The organism is Okeania sp. SIO2B9 (genome assembly GCF_010672505.1).
GTDB lineage: Bacteria > Cyanobacteriota > Cyanobacteriia > Cyanobacteriales > Microcoleaceae > Okeania > Okeania hirsuta.
In genome coordinates, this window is record NZ_JAAHGK010000565.1 from 1 (window position 1) to 4,648 (window position 4,648).

The 4,648-nt window shown below is 34.9% G+C and carries 3 protein-coding genes; all 3 read left to right on the forward strand.

Going from position 1 to position 4,648, the window contains the following annotated elements; all coding sequences use genetic code 11:
* The coding region (lnt, locus tag F6K13_RS19190) for an apolipoprotein N-acyltransferase (RefSeq protein ID WP_287288043.1) at positions 1-821 on the forward strand (821 nt) is incomplete at its 5' end.
* An 824-nt stretch (positions 822-1,645) separates the two neighbouring features.
* Positions 1,646-2,662 (forward strand): adenosine kinase, encoded by a 1,017-nt coding sequence (locus tag F6K13_RS19195; protein WP_124155555.1) that lies wholly within the window; start codon positions 1,646-1,648, stop codon positions 2,660-2,662.
* Positions 2,663-4,388: 1,726 nt separating this feature from the next.
* On the forward strand, positions 4,389-4,648 hold a 260-nt coding region (locus F6K13_RS19200; RefSeq protein ID WP_287288045.1), incomplete at its 3' end, for an NAD(P)H-dependent oxidoreductase subunit E.

The following is a 4,648-nucleotide window of genomic DNA, read 5'->3' on the forward strand; positions in this document are numbered from 1 at the left end:
TAGGTAATATTCCTAATGAAATTAAGTTCAATTCTACAGGTTGGTATCGTGCCCTGGAAGGTTATACCACAGGATATAAAAAATTAGCAGACCAAAGCGTTGATGCTGTATTAACACCAGAAACAGCTTTACCTTTTTTGTGGACAAATCAAAATAATCGTAGATTCCTTTCTTTTTATCAAGCAATTTTAGACAAAGAAGTAGTAGCTTGGGTCGGTGGTTATGGCAAACAAGATAATAATCTGACTAACAGTTTATTTACTATAGATAATACAGGAGAAATTTTTAGTCGTTATGACAAAATTAAATTAGTACCTTTAGGAGAATTTATTCCTTTCAATGAAATTTTAGGAAAACTAATAGATAGACTCTCACCTTTAGACGCTCATTTAGTACCTGGAAAAACAGACCAAATATTTGAGACACCCTTTGGCAAAGCAATAGTTGGAATTTGTTATGACTCAGCTTTTTCCCAAGTATTTCAAAGACAAACCGCAGCAGGAGGAGAATTTATTTTAACAGCAGCTAATAACGCCCATTATAGTCCCACAATGCCAGCTCAACATCATGCTCAAGATGTAATGCGGGCAATTGAAACTGATAGATGGGCGGTACGAGCAACTAATACAGGTTATTCTGGAATTGTAGATCCTCACGGTAGAACAATTTGGCTATCTGGAATTAATACTTATGAAACTTATTCAACCACAATTTATCGGCGAAATACCCAAACTTTATATGTAAAATTGGGTGATTGGTTAACACCATTATTAGTGATGGGAGGAATTTTAATAAAAATAATTATCTGGTCAAAAATATAGCAGAAGTAAGAAGGAAGAAGACATTTAGTTATCTAGAAGAGAAGGAGGAAGGTTGATTATTGATATTCCGTTGTTTTAGATATTCTATAAGTCAAGAGCAGTAATGGCAGTTGCTACAAAACAATAATTAATCAAAACAAATGAATAAAAAATTGTTGATATATATATTTTAACAAGTAGGTATTGATGCTTTAGCAGCAGGTAAACCACCTGATATTTTTTTCTCTAAAAAAGCAGAACATACTTTAATTCCTCAATGGGCATCAGAAGGAAAATTAGTAGATGTTTCAGATCTAATTAAACCTATAAAAAATTTCTACAGCGATAGTGCTTTTAAATCTGCTTATTTGTGCAATATATTATGCTGTACCATTGAAGAAGGAGACAGGAGACAGCTATACTGGAGACAGGAGGAAAATTACATGGGGATTCGCTCCCCCAAGTAATGCGTGAACACCCCCGTTGACGGTGGGGTATTAAACCCACAAAGAAAATGATAATTCCAGGTATAAGGCCAGTTTGAGACTAAACTAAGTAAATCTTCTCTTCTTCTATTTCATAATTTATGGTACATGAGTGCAGGTTAGGACATTTTACTTCCTGTTCCCTTTGAACTAAAGTATTTTGTCCTAATGGTACTTATATTAAATCAGGATAATTAGTGATCAAAAAACCTATTATCTCAATAACAAGACAAATCTCCTGATTCTCCCTACTACCCCACTAACTTAATTTATAAATATTCAACCAGACATCATAATCAAAATTATACATTTTATCCAGACATGATATTATGCCTAAGTGGCCAAAAAATAGAAAAATAGATGACAGCAGCAAATACCCAAAAATTAGACGTATTTGGCGTAGGTAACGCCTTAGTAGACATCCTAGCATTTGTAGAAGAAGACTTAATCACTAAACATTCTCTCCAAAAAAGCGGGATGACTCTGATGGATGCTCCAACACAAGGAGGAATATTGCATGACCTAGAACACATACCCTTACAAATGCGTTCTGGAGGGTCAGCAGCAAATACCATGATAGCGATCGCTCAGAGTGGAGGAACGGGTATTTTTGTGGCCAAAGTCGCCAACGATCCTAATGGTGAGTTGTACCGTCAAGATATGCTCGACTCCAAAATTGAATTTAATGTAGTTCCTACATCTACAGAAAATGGACCTACTGGTACTTGTGTGGTACTGACAACTCCTGATGCCGAACGTACCATGTGTACTAATCTGGGAGTATCTGTGAGTCTCAGTGCTAATGATATTGATGCAGAACAAATTAAGCGTTGTAAATACAGTTATATAGAAGGTTATTTGTGGACTGGACCGGATACAAAGCAAGCTTGTATTCAAGCAATGGAAGATTCTAAGCGTCAAGAAGTTAAAGTGTGTTTTACTTTCTCTGACCAGTTTTTAGTAGATATGTTTGCTGATGACTTCCGCGAAGTAGCGTCAAATTATTGTGATGTATTATTTTGCAATGCTGATGAAGCTCGTAGTTTCTGTGGAATTGAGTCTTTAGAAGAATGTGCTATTAAAATTGGGGAGTTGGTAGAAACAGCTTTTATTACTAATGGTAAGGAAGGTTGTTTAGTTGCCAAAGATCAAAAAATTACTCCTGTACCAGGGTTTCCTGTGAAAGCGATCGATACTGTTGGTGCGGGGGACGCTTTTGCGGGAGGTGTGTTATTTGGCCTTACCCATGGTTACACACCTATTCAAGCTGCACGTTGGGGAAATTATCTAGCTTCTGCTGTTGTACAAATTCAAGGTCCGCGTTTAGAAGGTTCTTGGGAAGATAAATTTCAGGAAGTAATATCATCTCCTAATTGAAGAATGTTATAGGTTTTAGGTTAATGGTTAATGGTTCAATCTTATTGAGTGTATCAATCTTAACAAGTTTGTAGACTCTACAGGTAGCTGTGGGGTTTGAAAACCCAACTGCTCCGAATAGTGCTGAAAAATTTTCTTCCTAATACTGGCGTTGCTGATTCTGGGTATGATTTGAGAATTTTGTATTTGGGATTTTTTATTTTGGATGGTTTGAACTACTTGTTAATATTAATTCCCAGATCCGGTGTTCCCTATTCCCTATTCCCTATACACCTACTTTCATACCTTAATTCAGCAATGACCTAATACTTAAGACCTAACGCTCAAAACACAATGGAAACGTAATTCCCTATTCCCTATAAACCTACTTTCATACCTTAATTCAGCAATGCCCTAATACTTAAGACCTAACGCTCAAAACACAATGGAAACGTAATTCCCTATTCCCTATAAACCTACTTTCATACCTTAATTCAGCAATGCCCTAATACTTAAGACCTAACGCTCAAAACACAACGGAAACGTAGCGACGATAATACACAGTATTTCAAGTTGATGAGGTACGGCAACAAAGATTTTTCAACCAGTTTTTCTGAATGGTGAGAATTTATCAAGTTAAGGACTGTACCTCATTTACTAGGAATCTGTTCTATATTTAGAGAACGACTCCAGAAGGCAAAAGTGGGAAAAACATTTCCCTGTCTAAAAGCGATCGTTAGTCTATGTTTTAACCCATTCTTTACTCTACAAAAATTATACAAGAGAGTCAGAAGACAGGACCAGTTATAATACCCCACAAATAATTTTAGGAGATTTAAACTAGAGATGTATTTCAATACGCACAGTGTGAGAAATATATCTTTGTTTTTTTTCATATCTCCCTGCTTTGTGTTTATTAGACATCTCCGAAAAAGAATAGACTTTTTGCAGAAATAGGCAACAGTTGTGCGACCCCACGGGGTTCGACAGACGCAAAGGAAAAGGCATCAAGAGAAGCAACAGGGAAGAAATTTTCTGAAAAAAAGCGCAAAAAATGCTTTATATGTGTAATGTGTAATTTCCACTTTTATGTCTATTTAATTTATAAGTATTCAATCAGAGTTGAAAAAACCATCTTCTGACTTCAATGGCAAATCTCTCCCTGCTCTCTACTTACTGCTTTTCTCCCTAGCTAAATGTAGCAAAATTTTGAGATTTGGTATTATGGCAGGGAATAGGGAATATCAAATCCGTTTAATTGCACATAGCTCCAATTTAGACAGATAGGGAATAGTGAAATTTATAGCAATACTAAAAACGTTGAAGGGTTTAGCATCCTCTACAGAGAACAGACTACTGAATTGAAGTGAGGTTGTTCAACCAGATTTCATATAACAGGCAATAATGGGAAAAGTATTTCCTTATCTAACGTTCATCATCAGTCTATTTGCTCACCAAATCGTTCCTTTCTATATGATTTAAAAATTTAGTTGATTTTAGTGATTTTGTTGAATAATTATTAAAGATTTAAGCTCAGTCTTAAAGCCAAATTAAACAACAAACAAGTTGTTTATTAAACAAGATGAAAAAAATGTAATAAAATGTGAATCAAGTGGTTCAAAAAAATAGTAATATGTAACAATATAAATAAATTAAAACTTGAATAAGCAGGCAGTAAATATTAAGTAAATATCGACTACTATCAAAAGCAAATACCAAGAGCAGTAAGTTGAGGAGTATTATAGAAATGGAAACTGCCACGAAAGATACTAAAAGCAAAGATTATCAACAACAAAAAAAGGGTCATCCTAGTGGCGATAAACGCTTTAAACAGTTAGATATTACAATGAAGCGGAATCAATATCGTCAAGATTCTTTAATTGAAGTATTGCATAAAGCACAATCAGTATTTGGTTATTTAGAATCTGATGTTTTGATGTATATAGCACGAGGTTTAAAGTTACCATTGAGTAGAGTTTATGGAGTAGCAACTTTTTATCATATTTA

Excerpts from the sequence above, each read along its gene's own strand:
- F6K13_RS19195 (WP_124155555.1), top strand. The coding sequence starts at position 1,646 with ATGACAGCAGCAAATACCCAAAAATTAGACGTATTTGGCGTAGGTAAC.